At 56.3% G+C, this 19,886-nt stretch carries 23 protein-coding genes; 6 read left to right on the top strand and 17 right to left on the bottom strand.

Annotated elements, in window-relative coordinates:
• Positions 1 to 26 precede the first annotated feature (26 nt).
• Positions 27 to 557 carry a hypothetical protein gene (locus MID00_RS20485; RefSeq protein WP_009459867.1) on the bottom strand — a complete coding sequence of 177 codons (531 nt, stop codon included), beginning with the start codon at positions 555 to 557 and terminating at the stop codon, positions 27 to 29.
• A 124-nt stretch (positions 558 to 681) separates the two neighbouring features.
• Here MID00_RS20485 and MID00_RS20480 point away from each other — a divergent pair, with 124 nt between their 5' ends.
• On the top strand, positions 682 to 1,047 hold the full coding sequence (locus tag MID00_RS20480) for a YgiW/YdeI family stress tolerance OB fold protein (RefSeq protein ID WP_254499474.1): 366 nt from the start codon (positions 682 to 684) through the stop codon (positions 1,045 to 1,047).
• 118 nt (positions 1,048 to 1,165) lie between these two features.
• Entirely contained in the window at positions 1,166 to 1,510 is a 345-nt protein-coding gene (locus MID00_RS20475) for a DMT family protein (RefSeq protein ID WP_021446759.1), read from the top strand.
• 341 nt (positions 1,511 to 1,851) lie between these two features.
• Here the strand turns inward: MID00_RS20475 and MID00_RS20470 are convergent, their stop codons facing one another.
• Positions 1,852 to 2,667, bottom strand: a complete 816-nt coding sequence (locus tag MID00_RS20470) for an META and DUF4377 domain-containing protein (RefSeq protein WP_009459860.1) — start codon at positions 2,665 to 2,667, stop codon at positions 1,852 to 1,854.
• 107 nt (positions 2,668 to 2,774) lie between these two features.
• Positions 2,775 to 3,482 (bottom strand): tellurite resistance TerB family protein, encoded by a 708-nt coding sequence (locus MID00_RS20465; RefSeq protein ID WP_026482931.1) that lies wholly within the window; start codon positions 3,480 to 3,482, stop codon positions 2,775 to 2,777.
• Positions 3,483 to 3,691: 209 nt separating this feature from the next.
• Here MID00_RS20465 and MID00_RS20460 point away from each other — a divergent pair, with 209 nt between their 5' ends.
• A complete protein-coding gene (locus tag MID00_RS20460) occupies positions 3,692 to 4,843 on the top strand; it encodes an ABC transporter substrate-binding protein (RefSeq protein ID WP_021446758.1) in 1,152 nt (383 codons plus the stop codon).
• Positions 4,844 to 4,931: 88 nt separating this feature from the next.
• Here MID00_RS20460 and MID00_RS20455 read toward each other — a convergent pair whose 3' ends face one another.
• The 4 genes from MID00_RS20455 to MID00_RS20440 all read right to left on the bottom strand — a co-directional run bounded on the left by MID00_RS20455 (position 4,932) and on the right by MID00_RS20440 (position 8,182).
• On the bottom strand, positions 4,932 to 5,198 hold the full coding sequence (locus MID00_RS20455; RefSeq protein ID WP_230940605.1) for a DUF3892 domain-containing protein: 267 nt from the start codon (positions 5,196 to 5,198) through the stop codon (positions 4,932 to 4,934).
• A gap of 87 nt (positions 5,199 to 5,285) precedes the next feature.
• Complete coding sequence (locus tag MID00_RS20450) at positions 5,286 to 5,972, bottom strand: 3'-5' exonuclease (protein ID WP_009455576.1); 687 nt, start codon at positions 5,970 to 5,972, stop codon at positions 5,286 to 5,288.
• Between the two features lie 313 nt (positions 5,973 to 6,285).
• Positions 6,286 to 7,734, bottom strand: coding sequence for a GGDEF domain-containing protein (locus MID00_RS20445; RefSeq protein WP_009455578.1), 1,449 nt, complete (start codon positions 7,732 to 7,734; stop codon positions 6,286 to 6,288).
• 181 nt (positions 7,735 to 7,915) lie between these two features.
• Entirely contained in the window at positions 7,916 to 8,182 is a 267-nt protein-coding gene (locus MID00_RS20440; RefSeq protein ID WP_009455580.1) for a hypothetical protein, read from the bottom strand.
• A gap of 544 nt (positions 8,183 to 8,726) precedes the next feature.
• On the opposite strand from MID00_RS20440, the gene MID00_RS20435 reads away from it, so the two are divergent.
• Positions 8,727 to 9,596: an MOSC domain-containing protein gene (locus MID00_RS20435; RefSeq protein ID WP_254499473.1), complete on the top strand. Its 870-nt coding sequence runs from the start codon at positions 8,727 to 8,729 to the stop codon at positions 9,594 to 9,596.
• Positions 9,597 to 9,614: 18 nt separating this feature from the next.
• Here MID00_RS20435 and MID00_RS20430 read toward each other — a convergent pair whose 3' ends face one another.
• Positions 9,615 to 10,076, bottom strand: coding sequence for an Lrp/AsnC family transcriptional regulator (locus MID00_RS20430; protein ID WP_009455584.1), 462 nt, complete (start codon positions 10,074 to 10,076; stop codon positions 9,615 to 9,617).
• Between the two features lie 146 nt (positions 10,077 to 10,222).
• Here MID00_RS20430 and metC point away from each other — a divergent pair, with 146 nt between their 5' ends.
• Entirely contained in the window at positions 10,223 to 11,446 is a 1,224-nt protein-coding gene (metC, locus tag MID00_RS20425; RefSeq protein ID WP_254499472.1) for a cystathionine beta-lyase, read from the top strand.
• Here metC and MID00_RS20420 read toward each other — a convergent pair.
• From MID00_RS20420 to MID00_RS20405, 4 genes are all read right to left on the bottom strand, one after another.
• On the bottom strand, positions 11,426 to 11,899 hold the full coding sequence (locus MID00_RS20420) for a hypothetical protein (RefSeq protein WP_009455589.1): 474 nt from the start codon (positions 11,897 to 11,899) through the stop codon (positions 11,426 to 11,428). The two genes, metC and MID00_RS20420, sit on opposite strands and share 21 nt — an antisense overlap.
• Before the next feature lie 158 nt (positions 11,900 to 12,057).
• Complete coding sequence (locus MID00_RS20415; protein ID WP_009455591.1) at positions 12,058 to 12,471, bottom strand: NUDIX domain-containing protein; 414 nt, start codon at positions 12,469 to 12,471, stop codon at positions 12,058 to 12,060.
• Positions 12,472 to 12,517: 46 nt separating this feature from the next.
• Positions 12,518 to 12,907, bottom strand: coding sequence for a YbaN family protein (locus MID00_RS20410; RefSeq protein WP_009455593.1), 390 nt, complete (start codon positions 12,905 to 12,907; stop codon positions 12,518 to 12,520).
• Between the two features lie 2 nt (positions 12,908 to 12,909).
• On the bottom strand, positions 12,910 to 13,500 hold the full coding sequence (locus tag MID00_RS20405) for a peroxidase-related enzyme (RefSeq protein ID WP_009455594.1): 591 nt from the start codon (positions 13,498 to 13,500) through the stop codon (positions 12,910 to 12,912).
• Positions 13,501 to 13,677: 177 nt separating this feature from the next.
• Here MID00_RS20405 and argG point away from each other — a divergent pair, with 177 nt between their 5' ends.
• Positions 13,678 to 15,012: an argininosuccinate synthase gene (gene argG / locus MID00_RS20400; RefSeq protein ID WP_035268236.1), complete on the top strand. Its 1,335-nt coding sequence runs from the start codon at positions 13,678 to 13,680 to the stop codon at positions 15,010 to 15,012.
• Between the two features lie 252 nt (positions 15,013 to 15,264).
• Here argG and MID00_RS20395 read toward each other — a convergent pair whose 3' ends face one another.
• From MID00_RS20395 to MID00_RS20375, 5 genes are read right to left on the bottom strand one after another with little or no spacing between them, the layout of a single operon-like run.
• Positions 15,265 to 16,098 (bottom strand): phosphodiesterase, encoded by an 834-nt coding sequence (locus tag MID00_RS20395; RefSeq protein ID WP_254499471.1) that lies wholly within the window; start codon positions 16,096 to 16,098, stop codon positions 15,265 to 15,267.
• Between the two features lie 15 nt (positions 16,099 to 16,113).
• Positions 16,114 to 17,178 carry an ABC transporter ATP-binding protein gene (locus tag MID00_RS20390; protein ID WP_254499470.1) on the bottom strand — a complete coding sequence of 355 codons (1,065 nt, stop codon included), beginning with the start codon at positions 17,176 to 17,178 and terminating at the stop codon, positions 16,114 to 16,116.
• Entirely contained in the window at positions 17,168 to 17,980 is an 813-nt protein-coding gene (locus MID00_RS20385) for an ABC transporter permease (protein ID WP_009455599.1), read from the bottom strand. The genes MID00_RS20390 and MID00_RS20385 overlap by 11 nt, the downstream gene beginning before the upstream one ends.
• A gap of 7 nt (positions 17,981 to 17,987) precedes the next feature.
• Positions 17,988 to 18,794, bottom strand: coding sequence for an iron ABC transporter permease (locus tag MID00_RS20380; protein WP_026482917.1), 807 nt, complete (start codon positions 18,792 to 18,794; stop codon positions 17,988 to 17,990).
• Between the two features lie 22 nt (positions 18,795 to 18,816).
• Positions 18,817 to 19,779: an ABC transporter substrate-binding protein gene (locus MID00_RS20375; RefSeq protein ID WP_251196394.1), complete on the bottom strand. Its 963-nt coding sequence runs from the start codon at positions 19,777 to 19,779 to the stop codon at positions 18,817 to 18,819.
• Positions 19,780 to 19,886 lie beyond the last annotated feature (107 nt).

Genomic DNA, 19,886 nt, shown 5'->3' with positions numbered 1-19,886 from the left:
GCCCAAGGAGTTAGCGCTTCGTGCGCTTAGCGTTGCAGGCCTTCGGTTTGATAAAACAGTTTCAGGTCGCGAGGGCTGCCTAGTCTGACTTTAGGCAAGGTGCTTGCCTCGAAAATGCTCAAGTATTTGTGGCGATTGGGCGGGGTCACGATGGCGATATGGCGGATCATTTGCCATTTCACACTATCTTTACCGCCTTCCAGGGCTCCACGACGGTTGCGCTCAAACAGGGTGCGCCGGAAGTAGCGCAGCAGGCTGGTAGCGGTGGAGACCTCTAGCACGATGAAACCTGTAGCGCGAGCCAGACGTGGGGCCAGGTGGCGCGTGTAGTTGCCTTCCATCACCCATTGTTCTTGCGCAATAGCCGCCTGGTGCAGCGCAACAAAATCTGCTTCGGGGCGGGGCACCCAGTTGCTATGGGGCAGGTGGTAGAGCTGATCCAGATGCACGGCCGGGATGGCCAGCTTGCGTGCGATCGCGTCAGCCAGGGTGGATTTACCGCTATTGGATGGGCCAAGAATGCAGATGCGGGGGCCTAAGTTCTCAAGAAGGGGCATGGTGCAGTGATGGTGTGATGTCGCGCTTGGTAACAAGGCAAGCCCAACACCGCCATTTTAATTAGAACGCTGATGATATCTGCTGTTATGGTTAAGTTTCAAGCCATGAACAACAGGAGTCACTATGTCTGCTTATGTTAAATTGCGCTCGGCCGTGGCGCTGGCTTTGTTATCAGGCGCGCTGTCGTTTCCTGCCCATGCCCAGTACACGGGCCCGTCGGAGATTGGTCAAACGACGGTTGCGGAGATCCTGAAAAATCCCGTCGATGATCAGGACGTGCGGGTGCAAGGTCATCTGCTACGTCAAACGGCGCACGACAAGTTTCTGTTCTCTGATGGCAGCGGGGAAATCGTGGCGGAGATCAAGGCCAAGCATTTTGCGGGTCAGACTTTGGATGAGAAAACCAGGGTGGAGCTGATTGGCGAAGTCGATACCAGTTCCAAGCGCCCGCCCGAAATTGAGGTGGATTTTTTGAAAGTTGTGGACTGATAGCCCTTGCTTGATGCCCCGTCTTTCTGCTGCCTGATTATCCCCATAGGCGCTGCTCAAATGTGACGCTACACTGGCCGGGTCGCGGTGCAGGCCGCTTTTTATTTTCGTGTCCAGAATGGCTAAGATCCTTCCCATCTTGATGTTGGTCGTCTCCAATGTGTTCATGACCATTGCCTGGTATGGGCATCTGAAATATCCTAATAGCCCCTTGCTGAAAGTCGTGCTGATCAGTTGGGGTATTGCTTTGGTGGAGTACTGCCTGGCGGTGCCGGCCAACCGTTTGGGGCACACCGTCTACAGTGCCGCGCAGCTGAAGACCATGCAGGAAGTCATTACCTTGCTGGTGTTCGTGGTGTTCTCGGTGCTGTATCTGAAAGAGAGCTTTACGCTGAATCACCTGCTTGGCTTCACACTGATTGGTGCCGGTGCGTTTTTTATTTTTTATGGGCCGCTGAAATAAGAGCAAGCCTCATCACCGTTCAGGCATAAAAAAAAGCCTCGCATGTCGCAAGGCCTGAAGCCGGATAAATAGGGAGGTGAAAAATGTTATCCGGTATTTCCATACTACGGATGGGCAGGCTTGCTGACTAGGTTCAAAGCATAGCAGTGAGTAACTATTTGTGGCTCCGAATGTGCTGTTTCTTATGGGCTTTAGAGGATCTGAACCAGGACAGTTTGCTTCCTGGCTCGAAAAAAATGTCCCTGAAATAAATAGCCCCAAGGCCGGAATCAACTCCAACCTTGGGGCTATGCGATCACGTCGTCAGTGCAAAAAGCGCTTGGACGACGTTGCTGCGTGAGTTACTTGCTGACTTGTTCGGACTCTACAACCATGTCCAGAACATCGGCCTTGGACGAGGCGTCTGCAGGCACATTCTTCAGTTCGTAGCGGTTGATACGCAGCACGTTACGAACGCCAGGAGTATGGGTGTAGCCCTCGATGTCGCCGTAGTAGTACATCCAGTCACCCGTGTAGGTCTTGACGCCCGAATCGCTGTACTGGATCTCGCGTACCTTCAGGCACTGGTAGTTTGGAATCAGGGGGTGGGAGCACTTCTCTTTTTGTGCAGCCACTTCCAGGAACACACGGGTAGGCTCGCTGCCGTAACGGGTCGTTGCAGTAGGTTCACCTTTCAGGCGCCATTTGGTGCCGTCTTTAAAGTTCAGGGTAAGGACCGGTGCTGGATTATCCGGTGCGGAATCGGCCTTGGCCATGCTCCAGTCTGTCGCTGTAGGCAACAATTTGCCAACGGCTTGTTCGTTGCGCATCAACTCGGGGTCCGAGCACATTTTCATGGTGCTGACTGGCGAGGTAAAGGTGATTTTGGAACCGCTGATGGTGTAGCCGCTGCCCAGGACATTACACAGATTGTCGACAGACATCATGGTGTCAGTGAAATTCAAGGTGACTTGCTCGCCGCCTGCGCCAGGTATGGCGGGGGCTGGCTGGCCGTCTTTGCCGGTAGTGGCAAACAGACGCCAGTGATAAGCCTGCAGAGAGGTTTCTTTATCCATTTGGCGCTCGGAAGTCGCGGTGTTGCTGTTGTTTGGAGCCGCGCAAGCGGCCAGACCCATTAAGGCCAATGTACCAATCGTCAACTTGAGGGTGTTTTTCATGAGTGGTTTCCTTGATGAGTCGTGGGCTGCATTGGGAGTGTCAGCCCGGGGTTGAAAAATAAAACAATCAGAGTGGGGGTGTTCTGATGGAACGGTCCCACTCCCGATCAAGCTTGGGGTAAAGCTTGTACTTGATTATCCAGACTTTCGCGCAAGGAGTTTGGCAAGGATAGTAAACGTGCCAGCTCGTCCAGATACGCGCGTTCCATATAGCTTTGCTCATCAATGACGATGGCACTGGTCAAGTAGATTTCAGCGGACATCTCGGGCGTTTGCGCCAATTGGGCGATGGCTTGCGGGTCAACCGGTTTGAGCAGTTCTTGCGACAGCCAGAGACGGGCTTGTTCGGGGGCGGCCATTTTGCTGATTTCCGCGTCAATCAATTCGCGCTCGGCATCACCGATATGGCCGTCTGCCTTGGCAGCGGAGACCAGAGCGGCCAGGATGACCATGGCATGGGTATCGGCCGGACCGTTGGAAGCCAGCGGTAGCGGGGCGGCTGGGATCGCTTGCACGGGTGTTGGGGCCGCTTGCTGGCCCGCATTTTGTTCCTGCCAGTTCTGATAGACCTTGACGGCCAGGGCACCCAAGGCAGCGGCTCCGCCGTACGCGGCCATGGAACCGCCCATTTTGCGGAACTTCTTGTTGCCCAGCAGGACGCCCAGAACGCCGCCTACCACAGCGCCGCCACCAAAACCACCGGCTTGTTCACTGATCTTCTTACCCAGGCCGGAGGAGTTCAATTGGCCTTGACCTTGTTTTAGTGCGCTTTGGCCGCTTTGCAGAATTTGTTGCAGCATTTGCTGAAGTGACATGGGATCGCTCTATGAAAGGTAAACAGTAGCTTCGTTATAAACTACTTTATTGTGTGTGCCCGCGTACAATTGTAAGCAGACCTGCCAGAGCAAATCGTTCAAGAAGACGTGTGCGGCACGGGGAATTTGGTATCTTATGCCAGATCAATCCATATAAGCGCGGCTGCGCTGATATCAAGGGGGGAAGGGCTTAACTGGCTCTGCACATTATGAAATTGACTCGAACTGCTTTCGCTTTGTCCGTTGTTCTGGCCGCTCTGGCCGCACCGGCTCAATCACAGGTCAAGATTGGCGTGATCGCCTCGGCCACTGGACCGACCGCCGTGGTCGGTTTGCCGCAGCGCAATACCGTGCCGCTGCTGCCTACCAAGGTTGGCGATCTGACGGTTGAATATGTCTCCCTGGATGATGCCAGCGACCCGAACCAAACGGTGACGCTGTTCAAGAAAATGATTTCCGAGGACAAGATTGATGCCTTGATCGGGCCTACCGGCTCGCCCAATGCCATGAGTCTGATTCAGTTTGCGGCCGATTCGGGCACGCCTGTGCTGGCACCGGTGGGCGCGGCGTCCGTCGTGCTGCCCATGACCGAGCAAAAGAAATGGGTTTTTAAAACGACCCAGAACGACGACATTATTGCTCAGGCCCTGGTCAAGCATATGGTCGATACCGGCGTGAAAACAGCCGGTTTCCTGGGCTTTAACGATGCCTATGGCGAGAGCTGGTTGACCGTGTTCAAGGAACTGGCCGAGGCGAACAATATCAAGATTGTGGCCACCGAGCGTTATGTGCGTTCCGATACCTCGGTAACAGGCCAGGCCTTGAAGATTTACGCGGCCAAACCAGACGTGGTCCTGGTAGCCGGCACTGGCGCTGCGGCTGTTCTGCCACAAGTGACGCTGGTTAAGCAAGGTTACAAAGGGCAAATTTACCAAACTCACGGTGCTGCGCTGCCTGCGTTCTTGAGCCTGGGTGGCGAGCAGGTTGAAGGCACTATTCTGGCGGCCAGCCTGATGTTGGTCTTGCCTGAAATTGCCGATAGCAATCCGTCCAAGCCTATCGCGCAGGACTACATCCAGCGCTATACCGAGCGTTACGGTCAGGCTCCCGCTACATTTGGTGCCAACGTGTACGACGCTGGTCTTTTGCTGGAAAAGGCAATTCCTGAGGCGGCTACCAAGGCCAAACCCGGTACGCCGGAGTTCCGTTCGGCTTTGCGTGATGCGCTGGAGCAAACCCGTGATCTGGTGGCTACTCAAGGTGTGTATACCATGTCGCCCGAAGACCATAGCGGCTTTGACGAGCGTGGTCGCGAGCTGATTACGGTACGTAATGGCCAATGGCATTTGCTCAAGCCTTAAACAGGTTTTAAGGCAGGCATGGAAAAACGCGGCTTAAAGCCGCGTTTTCTGTTTTTCTTGAAGGAAAGTGGAGGGAGGACCGGCTTGCTTAACCAGCCTGGCTGGGAAGGCTGAGCAAAATATGAGGCTCTTCAACTTCAAGCTCAGTTTTCAGGTACTTGGCACCAAAACGGCTGAGCGCCACGATCAGTTTGGCGGGAATGCCATCCAGAAGAATGTAATAGTCCTCCTGGCCCTGCTCAATTTGCTGGACCACATCCGGTTGAGAGCGTTGCCAGCCTGCGCCTCCAAGATGGGTGATTCGTTCGTAAGGGTCCCGACGCATATCTTTCGTGACGTATGCAACCTCGATCATTTGCCACCTCATGAAGTTCTTGTTGGGACCTTCATCATTGGGCATATGATGGCTGACAGCCATTAGGGATTTTACGAACCTTGAGGTTTAGACCTTCAAGGCCTTGACCAGATAGGGATCCAGGTCTGGTTGACGCAGCAACCAGTTCTTGTAGTCCTGTGGTACATCGGCAATGGCCATGCCCTTGTGTTTGCCAAAATGCAAAATGGTGGGAATCCGGGCGTGCTCGGAGAGCTGCCACAACTGTTCCCAGGTATTGATGTTTTGCGTCAGGCCCAGCAAGTATTGCAGGAGTGCCAGGCAATTACGTACATCGGCCAAGGCGCTGTGCGCATTGCGCAGGCGCTCGCGGGCGTTGGCGCGATCAATGTGATAGATCAGGGCGGACTGGCTGTAGCTGTCCAGGCCTGGAATCAAGTGCCGGGCCAAGGCCAGAGTGCAAATCCGCTTGATATTGGGCGAACCGGCCACGCCCCAGTCGTAGTCCACGTTATGGCCAATGATGTATTGGGTGTCGGCAGGCAGCTTGAACTCGGTATGCGACGGGCAGTCTTGCAGCTCTTCGTCGTAAATGTGGTGGGTGGCCAGCGCACCCAGAGAATTGGCCTCATCAGGCCGGTAGCGTTGCTCGAATTCTTCATTGACCAGCAAGAAGACAGGGTCGCTTAAACGCAGCCAGGCTGCCTCGATGACTTGAGGTTTGGCAGTGCCGGTGGTTTCAGTATCAAACAGCAGGGCAGACATACGGGAATCGCTAACAGACAAAGCCGTCATGGTAGTGCATGTGCCCCGCTTTGCCTATACGGGTTTCAGGCGAAAGCCTTCGGGAACGCCCCAGCGATTGGTGCGTAGCAGCCAGTGGGTCTGGCAGCTCAGGCAGCGGTACTGGGTCTCATGAGCCCCGTCAGGAGAGGGAGGATGCTGTCCCAGTAAACGCAAGTCAGCATGCGCTTGGCTAGTACTTAATCCCTGTGGCAAGGTTAAACACGCTTGGCACAAGGGCGAGCCGTAAACTGACGCCATATCACCGCTCCCTGATGTTTTGTTTCGTATTGACACATCAGTATCGGTTTGCTTACGGATAGCGTCAAGTCTTCGTTTGTGGTTCGGCGAAATGATAGGAAAAACTCTGATCCCGACCGGCACGTTTTGCCTCGTACAGGGCTGTGTCGGCCTGACGAAGCAGAGCATGCAGATCCAGCGTGGAGGCTTCCAGAGTCGCGATACCCAAGCTGGCCGTCATGGTCAGTTGCTGCTCGTTATCCAGGGCCAGGGGCCGCAGAGCAATACTTTTGCGGACGCGCTCGGCCACGGCATGGGCTTGGGTGGCGCTGCAGTCGGGCAGCAAGATGCCAAATTCCTCGCCACCCAATCGACCGCACAAGTCTGTATCGCGCAAAGCCAGGGAAATACGCTGGGTGATGGCGCTCAAGGCCAGGTCACCGACATGGTGGCCGTGGGTGTCGTTAATGGGTTTGAAGTGGTCGATGTCCAGAACAATGACGCTGACAGGAACGTGCCTTAGGCGACATTGAGTCAACATGGTCTGGCTTTGCTGATAAAAGGCCTGCTTGTTGAGCAAACCGGTCAGGGCATCGTGGTGAGCCAGCCGCTGGAGTTTTTCCACTGCCTGATTACGGGCTGAGATCAAGCTGGCACTGGTAATGGAGGCGAGTGCAATGGAGGCAATGCCGATGCGCAGCGACAGCAGATCCAGCGAGGTATATAGCTGGCTGGGCAGGAAGTAGACCGGCTGGCTCAGGGCGAACAGTGTCCAGAGCACATAGAACAAGGTCAACAAGGTGGTGGAAAAGAGCGAGTAGCTCAGGGCGCACCACAATAAAGGCAGGACGGGAAAGGCCATGGAGCCGGGGCCGTCAATCAGCAAACTCAGCAAGCTGGTCAGTAATAAGGACAGGGCGGGTGCCAACTGGGCCAGACTCATCAAATGGGGCTCGTTCCAGTACTCCATGAAACGGCGTATGGGGCGGGCCGGGGCAGTCAGGATGACGGGCAAAATAGCGGTGTAGGAGATCATGCCGGTCAGCATCCAGGACAGGATGGCCAGCGACAAGGCTTGAGAGGTATGTAAAGACAGGGCAATGCCGCCTAGCAGGGCGGAAAGGGCACAGGCCAGCCCGTAGTAGGCAGCCAGGGTCAGCATGGCCTGAGGCCGGCGCAAGGACAGGTCCAGCAGCGGATTGCGGGTGATCAGCCAGTATGCCAGCCCGACGCCACTGACATTGGCCAAGGTTAGCAAAAGGGCAATAGGCAGGGGATTGAGGGCGATCAGTTCGGCACACAGATAGGCCAGAACAACAATGACCCAGTTAAGGAACTGGCTGGCCCAATCCGGGCGACGAATGAACAGGCCCAGCAGCACGGCCTCGGCAGGCCAGAAGATGGTCAGGGCGTCGTAATGGCGCAGCTTGGTGCCCAGCAGGGTCAGGATCAAGACCAGGCTGAACAGGAAAAAACGGGAGAGATAGGAATAGCGCCGCGGCGGGCGCAAGCAGGAAGCCTGCTTTGATTTCATATCCGTTGCCATAGGAGCGCACGCTCGTCGTGGACGCTTTACAGCGTCGGATAAGTTTCAAGCCGCCACTATTTTAGGATGAAAGCAGGAATGTTTCTTGCAAATTGTAATTATCTGTTTGCAAATGAAATAAATACGGGGAGTTGGGTTCCGCTCCCCGTATTCATTAGCAGGCAAAGCCTTAGTTCAAGGCTGGCAAAGGGTGGCGCGGAGCCACGTGATGCACGTCCTGCAGGCGGAAACGGAAACGCACGTTGGCGTCCTGGTTCTGCGCGTCTGCCGTATAGGTGGTGCAGCCGTGTACAGGCGAGCTGAAAATCACGGTACCCGCCATGCGAGGGCCGTTCTTGGGTTGCAAGTAAACGGTATCGCCAATGCGAATATCGGTCTTGTTCAAGGCAATATGCTCAGGGCGCGATACCAAACCGGTTGGATAGATATTTTTCATAATTTTTTTCCTTATCGTGTTGCGTCATTACATCGTTTTTTTATTGAGATTTGATGACACCATGATGGATCGGTCTCCACACGGAGGCCAAGCCATTGCTATTTCAATGTAGAGCCGCGCTGGTCGAACAAATGTCAGGCAGACGTGCTCTGTGGCAGCATGGACAGCGCCTTATTCGTTTGCCAAGCAAATGGACGGAGCGAGTCCGCTACGATGCAAAAAATAAGTCTGGATGTGGCTGTCGTCGCCGTGGTGAATGAATACCCGCATGTTTGGGGACATGCCAGAAGGTCAAAGGGACCTGTTTTGCGTGGGTACATTCAAAAAAATGTTGATCGCACTTTCTTGATGTAATGGTATGTTGGTGCAATCAATTGACTATTAACTCATAGCTTTGCGCTGTTGTCAAGTGTTGGTGCGAAATAGATTTTCAGAGTCGATGTTTCTGATCCACTTCTTTGCAATCAGTCTCCAAAGCAGGGGCAGGCAGGCGCTCAGCCTGTTTTAGAATAAGTCCCTTAACTTGCCTTTTTTGTTGCGACTCATGATTACCATCACTGGCCTTTTTACCCATCCCATCAAATCCTGTGCCGCCCAGGCCCATCCGCAGGGCGTGGAGGTCAGCGTTGCGGGCCTGGCCTTTGACCGAGAGTGGGTTGTTGTTGACCAACAGGGCGTATTCATGACTCAACGTCGCTGGCCGCGCATGGCCTTGATTCAGCCAGTGGTGCAGGACGGGCGGATTACTGTGCAAGCGCCTGGTATGGATTCTTTGTCCTGGTCTCTGGATGCCCCGGCAGGGGATAACGTCGCTGTGTCCGTGCGTATCTGGAGTTCAGATACCTTGGGCCGGGACGAGGGCGATCAGGTCGCGCAATGGTTTAGCGATTTTTTGCAGACTCCTTGCCGGGTATTGCGTAACCATAGCCGCGCCAGGCGTTATGTACTGACCGAGCGTGTGCGTCCCTGGGAAGAAAAGGCCCAGGGCTGGCGTCAGATTGGTGATCAGATCAACGGTTTTGGTTTTGCAGATGCGCTGCCTTTTCTGTTTACCAATGAGGCGTCCCTGGAAGAGCTGAACCGCCTGGTGCAACAGTCGGGTGAGCAGGCCGTGCCCATGGATCGTTTCCGCGCGAATGTGGTTTTTGAGGGTTTGCCCGCGTATGAAGAGGACTATGTGCTGGGCGTCAGCAGTGAAGGCTTGAGCTTTGCTTTTATCCGCCCCTGTACTCGTTGCCCTATGCCCAATGTGAATCAGCTGACTGGGGATGTGGGTACCCAACCTGGCCTGGCCCTGGCGCAAAGCCGTCAGTTCCCGCAAGGGACCTTGTTTGGCATGCAGGCCATGCTGGTTGAATCCAAACCTCAGAGACTGAGTATCGGCCAGACGCTGGATGTGGAATACAGCTTTTAAGCCTTGAACCACACTGGATCAGGCGTAGTCCAGGGGCAGACGGGTCGTGAACTTGATCTGCTCCATGGCGAAACTGGAGCTGACGTCGGTCAGCTCTATTTCCGAGATCAGGCGCTGGTAAACACGGTCAAAGCTTTTGATGTCAGGCACAACCACGCGCAGCAAATAGTCGGTATCGCCGCTCATGCGATAGAACTCCACAATTTGCGGGATCGCTTCCACCACGGCCGAAAACTGGCTGTACCACTGTTTGTTGTGCTGATTGGTCTTGATGGCCACAAACACCGTCACCCCGACATTCAGCTTTTCAGAGCTGAGCAAAGCCACCCGTTTTTCGATATAGCCTTCCTGCTCCAGGCGCTGTATGCGTCGCCAGCAGGGTGTGCTGGACAAACCCACCCGATCGGCAATTTCCTGGATGGCCAAGGTGGCATCGTTTTGGAGGATCTCCAGAATGTGCTTGTCGAATTTGTCCAGCATAAAAATAATTTCCCAATAATCTTGCTGATTGTAGGTTTTTATTCTCGGAATTCTGCCTGCAATAGCGTGAAAACGCAATAATTGCCCTTGGGCTCTTGCGTAGACTGTTTCCATTCATCTCTAGCGATCTGGATCAGGAAAACAGCATGCAGGACTGCAATTATCAACATACCCGTTTGACCCATGTAGGACGGGACACCAGCGTGTCGGCTGGTTTTGTGAATGTGCCCGTTTGTCGCGGCTCCACGATCCTGGCCGACAATCTGGAACAATGGGCGCAGCGCAAGGAGCCCGATAATCCCTACGCCTCTTATGGTCGCTTCACTAATCCCACCTTGCAAGCCTTGACGCAGGCCGTGGCCGAGCTGGAAGGCGGTTTTCAGGCCAGTTTGTTTCCCTCTGGATTGGCGGCCTGTACTCATGCCTTGTTGGGCATGCTGGAAGTTGGAGATCATTTGCTGATACCGGATTCAGTCTATGGACCGGTACGCGCGTTTGCCCAGCAGGTGCTGGCTAGCCGCATGGGTATTCAGGTGCAGTTCTATGAGCCGTCTTTGGGTGACGGCATGGCCAGCCTGATTCGTCCCAATACCAAGGTGGTGTACGTAGAGTCGCCCGGTTCGGCCACCTTCGAGATTCAGGATATTCCTGCGATTGCTCGCTGCGCACAGGCGGTGGGGGCGTATGTGCTCTTGGACAATACCTGGGCTACTCCCTTGTTCTTCCAGCCCTTCGAGCATGGTGTGGATGTATCCATTCAGGCGGCCACCAAGTATCTGACCGGGCATTCCGATGCCTTGCTGGGAATTGCCACCGCGAATGAGCGTGCCTGGCCGTTGCTGCGCCGTGCTGCACATGATTTTGGTCAGACAGCCGGTCCTGACGATGCCTTTTTGGCGCTACGCGGCATGCGTACTTTAGGTGTGCGTTTGCGTCAGCACCAAGCCAGTGCCTTGCAGATTGCCCGTTTTCTGGAGAATCACCCGCAGGTTCAGCAGGTGTTGCATCCGGCATTGGAATCGCATCCCGGTCATGCTATCTGGAAGCGGGATTTCACCGGCTCTACCGGCTTGTTTGGCCTTGTGCTGGAACCTTTGAACGAAGCGCAGTTATCCTGCTTTTTCAGGACCTTGCGCCTGTTTGGCATCGGTCTGTCCTGGGGTGGGTTCGAGAGTCTGGCTCTACCCATGGATATGCCCAAACGCAATGGGAAAGCCTTGTTCGGGGAAGGGCAGTTATTGCGTTTGCATGTGGGGTTGGAAGAGCCCCAGCACTTGCAGCAAGACCTGGAACAGGCTTTGGACGCGGCTTATGCGCTCAACACGTCCGGAGGCACAAGTGGGCTGCGTTTAGTTGCCCAGCAGGCTTAACTGCTGGTTTTCCTGCCTGGCGATCAGGCGACGCGTCTGTTCTTCACTGATGTCCAGGCTGGGATCATCCAAAGAAGGTTGAGCGGGGCTGGAGATGCTTTCTGCAATCCGGTTCCAGCGCAGTCCCAGTTTGCTGGGTTTGGCCGGGCGACGACGGCTGCGCGGGGCGGTTTCGTGCTGGTCAGGCGAGTACTGGGTCAGATCAAACTGGCCAGTGACGATCCCGACTTGCTTGAGCAGAACCATGGCCTGCAAGGGGCTTTTGAAACTGCGCGGATCTTTGCTGCGGGCGGTAACCAGCACGGCCTGACCGGCACGCGTGGCCACTTGTACAAAAAAATGATTGCCTTGTCCTTTGATGGACACACCTAAAATCCCCCCGGCTTGCGTGGCGGCACGCAGCTGCTGCAGGGTAAAGGTGACGATTGCGCCTTGACAGGGCAAAGAGGACATAAATTAGCGCTCAATAAAGAAAGCCCGCCGTTGCGGGCTGGTCGGGCAATTAGCTGCGTCCCCAAAAGAGGGGACTCAAGGGCGACATTATGCCAAAAAATAGGCGGTTCGTGGCTTGGACGGCACAAGACGGAAGGAAGTCTTGTGCGGGCTGGCACTCAGACGGCGGCCTGGGCGCACAGGCGCGGCAGAATGTGATTAGCCAGCAAGGGAGCTAGCGTCAGCGAACGGATTTCCTGCGGGCTGACCCAGCGTGCTTCTTCCAGCTCGGCGGCGGCCTGGATTTCCCGGTTTACCGTCAAGGTGAAAACGTGGGCATGAACCACGTGACCAGGTTCATTGGCGGCGGGGCTTTCAAAGTATGCTTCGTAGCGGGCCGAGGCGGTTTCTTCCGCTGTCAGGCCCAGTTCTTCGTCCAGTTCGCGTTGCAGGGCTTGCAAGGGCGTTTCACCTGCTTCCAGCTTGCCGCCTGCCTGCATGTAATAGGCGCTGCCACGTTTGCGGACCAGGAGAATTTGGCCTTCAGAGTTGGTGATGTAGGCGGCAGCCAGCAAGATGACAGGATTGGACATAGGTGTTTCAAGCAAAAAGGGTCAAGCCAGAATCGGTTCAAGCAGGCTATTTTTGCACAGGCTCGGAAGGGGTGTCATCCAGGGTTTTGGCACGCAGCAAATAGCGGGTGGCGAAAATGCCTGGAATCAAGAGTCCGAGTCGATACCAGCCCAGGTGACTGGTCAGCCAGGCCGAGACGGCCAGCGACAGCCACAACATGATCAGCGCCCGGCGTTTGGCCTGGCGGGTCAAGCCCTGGCCGTTCTCCCAATTGCGTAGGTATGGGCCCAGATGGCGTTGATCCAGCAGCCATTGATGAAAGCGGGGGGAGCTACGGGAAAAGCACCACGCGGCCAGCAGTACAAACGGCGTGGTAGGCAGCAAGGGTAAAACAGCGCCGGCAATCGCCAGCGCCACACAAATCCACCCGGCAAACAACAGGGCGTAACGCATCATGTTTAGCGGGGAACGCGTCCCAGCATGTAGAACTCGTCATTGCAGCGCATGGACATGAAGTTGGCCATGCGGTTACTCAGGCCAAAAAAGGCACTGATGCCGGCAATATCCCAGGCGTCCTCGTCGCTGAAACCGTGCTCGTGCAGGGCCTGGAAGTCGGCGTCTTCAATCTCCTGAGCGTTTTGCGAGACTTTCATGGCAAAGCTCAGCATGGCTTTTTGGCGTGCCGGAATATCGGCCTTGCGCCAGTTCACGGCAACCTGGTCTGCCACCAGGGGATTCTTGGCGCGGATGCGCAAGATGGCACCGTGGGCAATCACGCAGTAATGACACTGATTGGCGGCGGAGGTGGCCACCACAATCATTTCCCGGTCTGCATGGCTCAAACCACTGGGCTTTTCCATCAGCGCGTCGTGATAGGCGAAAAAGGCACGGAATTCGTCAGGACGGTGGGCCAGGGCCAGAAACACATTCGGAATAAAACCGGATTTTTCCTGGACGGCTTCAATTCGACTGCGAATATCCTCGGGCATTTCGGCCAGCGTGGGGACGGGATAGCGGCTGATAGCGGGTTGAGCGTGGGTCTCGGGCATGGCTTGTCTCCAGGTAAAAATGGATGTTCTAGTTCATCGAGTAATTAAATCCAGCTACGCAAAGGTGTCCAGGGTCGGTCAAGACGATATAATGACATATTGATCCTGCCGCGGGCAGGGCTCTACAAGAGAGCCTTACGGGCGGAACTGTACTTGCACACCACTACTGACGCGATAATGACAACCATCCTTGAATCTCTTCCAGTCGGCCAGAAGGTCGGCATTGCCTTTTCCGGTGGCCTGGACACCAGCGCTGCACTTTTGTGGATGCGCAACAAGGGCGCGATCCCTTACGCCTACACTGCGAACCTGGGCCAGCCTGACGAACCCGATTACGATGCGATTCCCCGCAAGGCCAAGGAATACGGTGCCACGCTGGCCCGTCTGGTGGACTGCCGTCAGCAACTGGTGGCTGAAGGGATTGCCGCCTTGCAGTGCAACGCCTTTCACATCACCACCGGTGGCGTAACCTACTTCAACACCACGCCTATTGGCCGTGCTGTTACCGGCACCATGCTGGTTGCCGCCATGAAAGAAGACGACGTCCATATCTGGGGCGACGGCAGCACCTACAAGGGCAATGACATCGAGCGTTTCTACCGCTACGGTTTGTTGACCAACCCTGAACTGAAGATTTACAAGCCTTGGCTGGACCAGACCTTCATTGATGAGCTGGGCGGCCGCGCCGAGATGTCCGAGTACATGCAGGAAAACGGCTTCGACTACAAGATGTCGGCCGAAAAAGCCTACTCCACCGACTCCAACATGCTGGGTGCCACACACGAAGCCAAGGATCTGGAGTATCTGAACGCCGGTATCAATATCGTCAAGCCCATCATGGGCGTGGCTTTCTGGCGTGACGATGTGGCCGTGGCTGCTGAAGAAGTGCGTGTGCGCTTTGAAGAAGGTCAGCCTGTCGCCCTGAACGGCGTGGAATTCTCCGACCCCGTGGAACTGATGCTGGAAGCCAACCGCATTGGTGGCCGTCATGGTCTGGGCATGAGCGATCAGATCGAAAACCGCATCATCGAAGCCAAGAGCCGTGGCATTTACGAAGCCCCTGGCATGGCCTTGCTGCACATCGCTTACGAGCGTCTGGTCACCGGCATCCACAACGAAGACACCATCGAACAGTACCGCATCAACGGTTTGCGTCTGGGCCGTCTGCTGTACCAAGGCCGCTGGTTTGACCCACAAGCCATCATGCTGCGTGAAACCGCCCAGCGCTGGGTGGCTCGCGCCGTAACTGGCGAAGTGACACTGGAACTGCGCCGCGGTAACGACTACTCCATTCTGGACACCGTCTCGCCTAACCTGACTTACAAGGCCGAGCGTCTGAGCATGGAAAAAGTGGACAGCATGTTCTCGCCACGCGACCGTATCGGTCAGCTGACCATGCGTAATCTGGACATCGTGGACACGCGCGACAAGCTGTTCACCTACACCCAGGCTGGCCTGTTGGCTCCTGCCGCTGGTTCGGCTGTGCCTCAGCTGAAAGACAGCAAGAAGTAAGACATGGCTTGCAGATCGGGGTGTCTCTGAGCAGCCCTCTTGATCTGAAGCAGCAGTATCAAAACACCCCAATATCGTTGAATCCGATATTGGGGTGTTTTTTTATGGGATGGGCCTAGCGTTCTTGAACGGCTTTGCTTAATGCTGTCAGTGTTTGCTACTGCCTTGAGCTAGCAAAGAGGGACCTATAGTCAACTTGGCTTGACGAGACCATCAAGGCCAAGCAGCAGTTGGTGTACGCCGTGCACCCAATCAGTCGATCAGTTTCCCGCTTGGCTCATGGAAGGCGAAGGGGCCGTCGAATTGGCCGACGGTGGCAGTATGGGTCACGATCTGGCCAAGGCCGTCCAGCGCATGAACGGCATAGCCGGGCGGTTCCAGTGTCCAGGCCGACGCTGCGTCTTCAGCCAGATCCAGACAGACTTGATGCGCCACCGATGGGGCGGTGCTGGCAATGGTGCCGCCAAAACGGATCTGGATATTGCGATGCAAATGTCCGCTGATCACACGTTCTATATTGCTGTGTCGGCGCACAATCGCTTCCAGTTGTTCCGCTCCTTGCAGCAGGCCTATCTTGTCCATATGGCCGATCAAGGTGTTGAAAGGAGGGTGATGCAGGGCAATGATGGTGGGGCGCTCAGGCTGTTGGGCCAACGCGGTACTTAACCAGTCCAGTTGTTCCTGATCCAGACTGCCCGCGCTGGCTCCCAATACCGCACTGTCCAGGGCCAGCAGTCTTAGCTCTCCAATATCCACGCTGTAGCAAACGGGCCCGGCCTTACCCAGATAGCTATGTTCGGGAAAGCTCTCGCGTAGTTGCTGGCGGTCATCATGGTTGCCCGGCAACAAATACACCGGGATGGAGCCCAGCGGTGCCAGCAAGCGGCGCAAGTGCGCATATTCCTGTGGTCGACCAAAGTCGGTCAGATCGCCCGTCAACACCAGGGCATCCGGTTTCTGGGGCAGGGCTAGAGCGTGGTTGATGGCGTCCTGCAGATAGGGTGCGGTATTCAGACGGCCATAAGCCAGCCGACCTTCTTCCCGAATATGCGGGTCCGTCATTTGAATCAGTAATGTTTTCAGCATCGTTATCCGCTTGCGTTAAGAGAGTGGGACGGTACCGGGCATCAGCTTGCCGGGGTTGATGTGAATTCCCACTGTACTGCCAAGGACGGCTCCGTGATCACGGTCTACCTCGGCAGTCAGAGGGGCTTGTCCGTCCACGTCCAGGGTCAGTTGCACCCGTCCGCCCATAAAACTGCGTTGTCGCACTTTGGCACGTGCCCAGCCGCTGGGTGTATCCATGCAAACGCTGATGTCTTCCGGGCGAACCAGTAACTCCTGCGCCCCGCGCAAGGTCTCGGGGCAAGTCAGGCTCAGGTCTGCCAGACGGATCTCGTTATTGAGCAGGCTTTGTTCGTTGCGTTGCAGGACGTTGACCCGTCCGAGGAAGGTGGCGACAAAAGGGTGGGCCGGATGGCGGTACAGGCTTTCGCCATCGCCAATCTGAATGATGCGGCCTTCGTGCATGACGGCCAGACGGTCGGCAATGGCAAAAGCCTCCTGCTGATCGTGGGTCACATGAATGGCCGTGATACGCAGGCGTCGCAGCAGCTCGGCCAGCTCGTCGCGCAAGGAGACTTTCAGCTTGGCATCCAGGGCGGCCAGCGGCTCGTCCAGCAGCAGAACGCGGGGTTGATTGGCAATGGCACGTGCGATGGCAACTCGTTGTCGTTGCCCACCCGACAAGGCGGAGGGCTGGCGTTTTTCCAGACCGTTCAGGCGCATCAGTTCGACCAGCTCACCCACCAGTTTTTGGCGAGCGGCCGGATCCATTCCCTTGATCTTCGGGCCATAGCCGATATTGGCTTCCACCGTCATGTTCGGGAACAGGGCGTAATGTTGAAACACCATGCCGACCTCACGCTTTTCAATCGGCAGATGGGTGACGTCCTGGCCGTCGAACAGAATGCGGCTGCCGGCATCGGGCATTTCCAGGCCGGCGATCAGTCGCAGCAAGGTGGTCTTGCCGCAGCCCGAGGGCCCCAGCAAAGCCATGACTTCACCGGGGGTGATGTCCAGGGTGCTGGGATGCAAACCCCGTGTGCCATCGGCATAGGTTTTGGCGCAGTGTTCGATACGCACCGGTACGTGTTTATTTTCCATAGTGTTTCTCCAGCAAGCGCGCCAAGGTCTGCAGCCCCCACAGCACGGGCAAGATGACGAGCATGAAAATCAGCGTATAGGCCGAGCCCACCTCGATACGCATGGACGCATAGCTATCGGCTAGCCCCACGGGCAAGGTGCGGGTCAGTGGCGTATGCAGCATCCAGGTCAGGTTGAACTCGCCCAGCGACAAGGTGAAGACCATCAGGCTGCCAGCCACAATCGCAGGCAGGATGGCCGGCAGCAGGATGCCGAAAAAGATTTGCGTAAAGCTGGCTCCCAGCGAGCGGGCCGCTTCTTCCAGATCGATCAGGCTGCGTTTTTGCAGAGCTGCCGTGGTCGTGCGCACCATAAAGGGCAGGGTGAACACAATGTGGCCCACCAGAATGAACCAGAAGCTTTGACGAAAGCCTTGCAAGGAGCCATAGGCCAGCAGCAGGGCCAGGGCCGAGGCCATGCCGGGGACCGCTACTGGCAAGGTCAGCAGTTCTTCAAAGCTTCGGGCCAGACGGGAGCGGCTGCGTGCCAGGGCATAGGCACAGGGGACGCCCAGCACAATGACAGCCAGCACACAAAGCAGCGCCAGCTGCAGGGATAGCCAGACTGTGCTGCCGTAGTTGGCCCAGACGTGCTCCACCCATTTCAGGGTCAGGCCACTTTTCAGTCCAATACGATAATTGTTGACCAGCCCGGCCAGCACGGAAACCAGAATGGGGCCGAGCAGGAATAGCACGGTCAGTCCGGTGACAGCCAGAAGCAAGGGGGCAGGGCGATGGGGGTTTGAAGCCGTTTTCAGTTTCATGGTGCCCTCAAATAACGACCGAGGGATCGCGGACCAGACGCCGGGCCAGCCACAAGGTAAACCATGTCAGCAGCCCCAGGGAAATGGACAAGCTGGCCGCCAGGGTGAAATTCGCATAGTTGGTAAATTCGTTATAGATCGTGATGGGCAGCACTTCGTAGCGGCTGGACAGGGTGAAGGCCGTACCGAAAGCGCCCATGGAGGTGGCAAAAACAATGGCACCGCAAGACAGGGACGTGGGAGCCAGTTCCGGTATCCAGACATCTCTGGCAATATCCCAGCGTGTGGCTCCACAGGAGCGCGCGGCTTCCTCCAGGTTGCGGTCTATGGATTCGGCGGCTGCGGTGTAAGTAGCAATGGCGCGGGGCAGGGAAAAGTACAGATAGGCCAGAAACAAACCCAGCAGGCCGTAGGCAAAGGTCACTCGCCCCAGCCCCAGATCCTGGCCGATCTGGGCCAGCAGCCCCTGCCGACCGCCCAGCAAGATAATGAAAAAGCCCACGATGACGCCAGGAAAGGACAGGGGCAGCGTCATCAGGGAGAGCAGCAGGCGCTTGGCTGGCACGCGATAGCGAGCCATCACGATGCCGACCATGGCACCCAGCACCAAAGTGGCCAGGGTCACGATGGCGGACAGGAGCAGCGTTTGCAGCAAGGCCTGCAAGTACCGCCCCGATGTCAGCACGACCCAGTAGGTGTGCATGCCTTCTTGTGCGGGCAGGGCCAGAAGCTGTACCGCGGGCAAGAGCCAGAATGCGGCAAAGAAAGCGACGGCAGGGGCCGAGCATAAGGGCAGCAGGTATTTGCGTTGCATACGCTAACTCCACATGGACCGCTTAGCGGACCTCTGCCAGATAACGCTCGGCAAAGGGTTTCTGACCCTGTGCCATGCGCTCATAGTCAATGGCCTTGGCACGCGCGTATTCGCTGTCGGGCAGGAAGCGCGCCTGGGCTTCCTTGCTGACGGCGCTGCTGCGAACCGGGCGCAGGAAAGCATTGGCCCAGATGGACTGCCCTTGCTCGGACAGCACAAAATCCAGCACCTTGCGTCCCTGTTCGGTGTGTGGAGCCTTGTTGACCAGGGACATCACATACGGCACCACAATCGTGCCTTCCTGGGGAATCACGAAAGCGACGTCCTCGCCATCCTTGTACTGAGCGCGGTAGGCGCTGAAGTCATAATCCAGCAAGATGGGGATTTCGCCGGAAATCAGGCGGGCATAGGCGGTTTGCTTGGGAACGATGGGATTGTTCTTTTGCAGGGCCTTGAACCAGTTGATGGCGGGATCAAAGTTGTCCATATTGCCGCCCAGGGCTTCGTTGATGGCAACGGCACCCACATAACCCACAAAGGCGGAAGAGGGGTCCAGATACCCGACCAGGCCTTTGTATTCGGGCTTGAGCAGGTCGTTCCAGGAGGCAGGCACAGGCACATTGCCCAAGGCCGACTTGTTTACCATGATGCCCATGGTGCCGGAGTGGATTGCAAACCAATGGCCTTGCGGGTCTTTCAAGCCTTCGGGAATCTGCTCCCAGCCCTGGGGTTTATAGGCCTGGGTCACGCCTTCTTTCTGGGCCTGAATGGCAAAGGTGATGCCCAGATAAGTCACATCGGCGACCGGGTTGGCGGACTCGGCAACCAGTTGGGCCAGGGACTGGCCGGAGTTCTTGTTATCGGGCGGGACGGTAATGCCGGTGTGCGCCTTGATGGCCTCGATCTGGCTCGCCCAGTCGGCCCATTCAGGTGGACAGTTGTAGCAAATGGCGGTTTGCGCGGCAGCCGCGCTTCCCACTGTCATCAGGGCCAGGGGCAGTGCCAGGCGGCAAGCCAATGTGCTCAGCATATGTTTCATGGTCGATCACTCCAGTCAATAAGTGGTGTCAGGCAAAAGCCGGGATTGGCTTG

Origin of the sequence: Alcaligenes sp. NLF5-7 (genome assembly GCF_024266725.1) — a bacterium.
GTDB classification, from domain to species: domain Bacteria; phylum Pseudomonadota; class Gammaproteobacteria; order Burkholderiales; family Burkholderiaceae_B; genus Alcaligenes; species Alcaligenes phenolicus.
This window is presented reverse-complemented; position numbering and strand designations above follow the sequence as displayed.

Coding starts and splice junctions, on each gene's coding strand:
- MID00_RS20380 (WP_026482917.1), bottom strand. CDS start 18,794: ATGCAACGCAAATACCTGCTGCCCTTATGCTCGGCCCCTGCCGTCGCT.
- MID00_RS20480 (WP_254499474.1), top strand. CDS start 682: ATGTCTGCTTATGTTAAATTGCGCTCGGCCGTGGCGCTGGCTTTGTTA.
- MID00_RS20435 (WP_254499473.1), top strand. CDS start 8,727: ATGATTACCATCACTGGCCTTTTTACCCATCCCATCAAATCCTGTGCC.
- MID00_RS20395 (WP_254499471.1), bottom strand. CDS start 16,098: ATGCTGAAAACATTACTGATTCAAATGACGGACCCGCATATTCGGGAA.
- MID00_RS20415 (WP_009455591.1), bottom strand. CDS start 12,471: ATGTCCAATCCTGTCATCTTGCTGGCTGCCGCCTACATCACCAACTCT.
- MID00_RS20465 (WP_026482931.1), bottom strand. CDS start 3,482: ATGTCACTTCAGCAAATGCTGCAACAAATTCTGCAAAGCGGCCAAAGC.
- MID00_RS20385 (WP_009455599.1), bottom strand. CDS start 17,980: ATGAAACTGAAAACGGCTTCAAACCCCCATCGCCCTGCCCCCTTGCTT.
- MID00_RS20390 (WP_254499470.1), bottom strand. CDS start 17,178: ATGGAAAATAAACACGTACCGGTGCGTATCGAACACTGCGCCAAAACC.
- MID00_RS20430 (WP_009455584.1), bottom strand. CDS start 10,076: ATGCTGGACAAATTCGACAAGCACATTCTGGAGATCCTCCAAAACGAT.
- MID00_RS20375 (WP_251196394.1), bottom strand. CDS start 19,779: ATGACAGTGGGAAGCGCGGCTGCCGCGCAAACCGCCATTTGCTACAAC.
- MID00_RS20440 (WP_009455580.1), bottom strand. CDS start 8,182: ATGAAAAATATCTATCCAACCGGTTTGGTATCGCGCCCTGAGCATATT.
- MID00_RS20420 (WP_009455589.1), bottom strand. CDS start 11,899: ATGTCCTCTTTGCCCTGTCAAGGCGCAATCGTCACCTTTACCCTGCAG.
- argG (WP_035268236.1), top strand. CDS start 13,678: ATGACAACCATCCTTGAATCTCTTCCAGTCGGCCAGAAGGTCGGCATT.
- metC (WP_254499472.1), top strand. CDS start 10,223: ATGCAGGACTGCAATTATCAACATACCCGTTTGACCCATGTAGGACGG.
- MID00_RS20455 (WP_230940605.1), bottom strand. CDS start 5,198: ATGATCGAGGTTGCATACGTCACGAAAGATATGCGTCGGGACCCTTAC.
- MID00_RS20470 (WP_009459860.1), bottom strand. CDS start 2,667: ATGAAAAACACCCTCAAGTTGACGATTGGTACATTGGCCTTAATGGGT.
- MID00_RS20475 (WP_021446759.1), top strand. CDS start 1,166: ATGGCTAAGATCCTTCCCATCTTGATGTTGGTCGTCTCCAATGTGTTC.
- MID00_RS20445 (WP_009455578.1), bottom strand. CDS start 7,734: ATGAAATCAAAGCAGGCTTCCTGCTTGCGCCCGCCGCGGCGCTATTCC.
- MID00_RS20450 (WP_009455576.1), bottom strand. CDS start 5,972: ATGACGGCTTTGTCTGTTAGCGATTCCCGTATGTCTGCCCTGCTGTTT.
- MID00_RS20460 (WP_021446758.1), top strand. CDS start 3,692: ATGAAATTGACTCGAACTGCTTTCGCTTTGTCCGTTGTTCTGGCCGCT.
- MID00_RS20410 (WP_009455593.1), bottom strand. CDS start 12,907: ATGATGCGTTACGCCCTGTTGTTTGCCGGGTGGATTTGTGTGGCGCTG.
- MID00_RS20485 (WP_009459867.1), bottom strand. CDS start 557: ATGCCCCTTCTTGAGAACTTAGGCCCCCGCATCTGCATTCTTGGCCCA.
- MID00_RS20405 (WP_009455594.1), bottom strand. CDS start 13,500: ATGCCCGAGACCCACGCTCAACCCGCTATCAGCCGCTATCCCGTCCCC.